The organism is Dolichospermum sp. UHCC 0352, from assembly GCF_009711925.1.
Classification (GTDB): domain Bacteria; phylum Cyanobacteriota; class Cyanobacteriia; order Cyanobacteriales; family Nostocaceae; genus Dolichospermum; species Dolichospermum lemmermannii.
Genome location: NZ_VIKY01000075.1, coordinates 1 through 1,128 on the forward strand (window position 1 = coordinate 1; position 1,128 = coordinate 1,128).

Genomic DNA, 1,128 nt, shown 5'->3' on the forward strand with positions numbered 1-1,128 from the left:
ATAAGAGACAGCCCGTACAGTTGTCAGTTGTTAGTAGGGGCGAAGCATTTGGAAGATAAATTATCGGTCATTGCCAAAAATAGTTCTCCAAATGCTTCGCCCGTACAGTTGTCAGTTGTCAAGGGAGTATGTAGTTTTAATAGATATATATTTTCAATAACCTATACAGGTTCTAATTTTTAATTTTGCATTTTTCATTCCGCCCTGCGGTACTAATCCTCAAACCAACTAGCACGCCAAGCGGCTTCAGCTTCAGCAATTTTAAGTTCTCGTTGTCTTTTTTGATATTCTCGTCCGAGTTTATTCAATTGCATTAAAATATTACGAATTGCCTTGCGTTCTGACAATAGTGTTGCTTCAGCAAATTCTATTTCTCCTAGTCGTAAGTGAATAGCCATAATCTGAGTGAGGCTAGAATCTTCGGAATCTTCCTCATTACGAATTTCTATGACTAAGTTTAATAAATTGGGAGGGCTGGGTATCATATTACTAGAAGCTTCTGAAGCAGCAGCAGCAGCGGTGGCAGCGACTAAAATCGGTTCTGGTAGTTTTTTGGGTAAAACCCCTGTTTTTTGGATGAAGATATTAGCTGATTGGGAGACTTTTTTTAAAGTTTCTTGAATCTCTTCTTCTAAATTTTGTTGCCATTCAACTAGTTCTATGGGGTTAGAAGGATCTAATGCTTGAGGTTGTTGTTCGTTTTCTTCGTTTTCTTCGTTTTCTTCTTCCTCCTCAATTTCTACAACTGCTTCTGTTTGGGTAACTTCTGGAGGTTGAATATAACTAATTAATTCTTTAGCGGCTTGTTGACTTAATTTACGAAGGCTTTGTTGTAATTTTTGCCGTTGATTTAGTGATAAGTTCAGAAATTCATCAGGATATCCTTGGGTACACAGGTAATAACTAGCCAAAATCAATTGTTTTTGTAAGGCTGATCCCAAGGTATTTATATATTTAGTATAGGCTAAATTGAGTTCGTGAGCGATCGCCCTAATCGCCTCTTTTAATTCAGTAATATCTTTTTCTATCCGTTCAATTGCTCTTGCCATAACTTTAAGCTAATTAGTTGTCGGTTGTCAGTTGTCGGTTGTCAGTTGTCGGTAGGGGCGAAGCATTTGGAAGATAAAT

1 protein-coding gene and 1 pseudogene are annotated in these 1,128 nt (G+C 37.4%); one reads left to right on the forward strand and one right to left on the reverse strand.

What is annotated here, in order from left to right; translation table 11 throughout:
• Positions 1 to 183: pseudogene (locus tag FJR06_RS05110) on the forward strand (hypothetical protein); the annotation flags it as partial.
• Positions 184 to 212: 29 nt separating this feature from the next.
• Here FJR06_RS05110 and FJR06_RS05115 read toward each other — a convergent pair.
• Positions 213 to 1,049, reverse strand: a complete 837-nt coding sequence (locus tag FJR06_RS05115) for a hypothetical protein (RefSeq protein WP_168651000.1) — start codon at positions 1,047 to 1,049, stop codon at positions 213 to 215.
• Between the last annotated feature and the right edge of the window lie 79 nt (positions 1,050 to 1,128).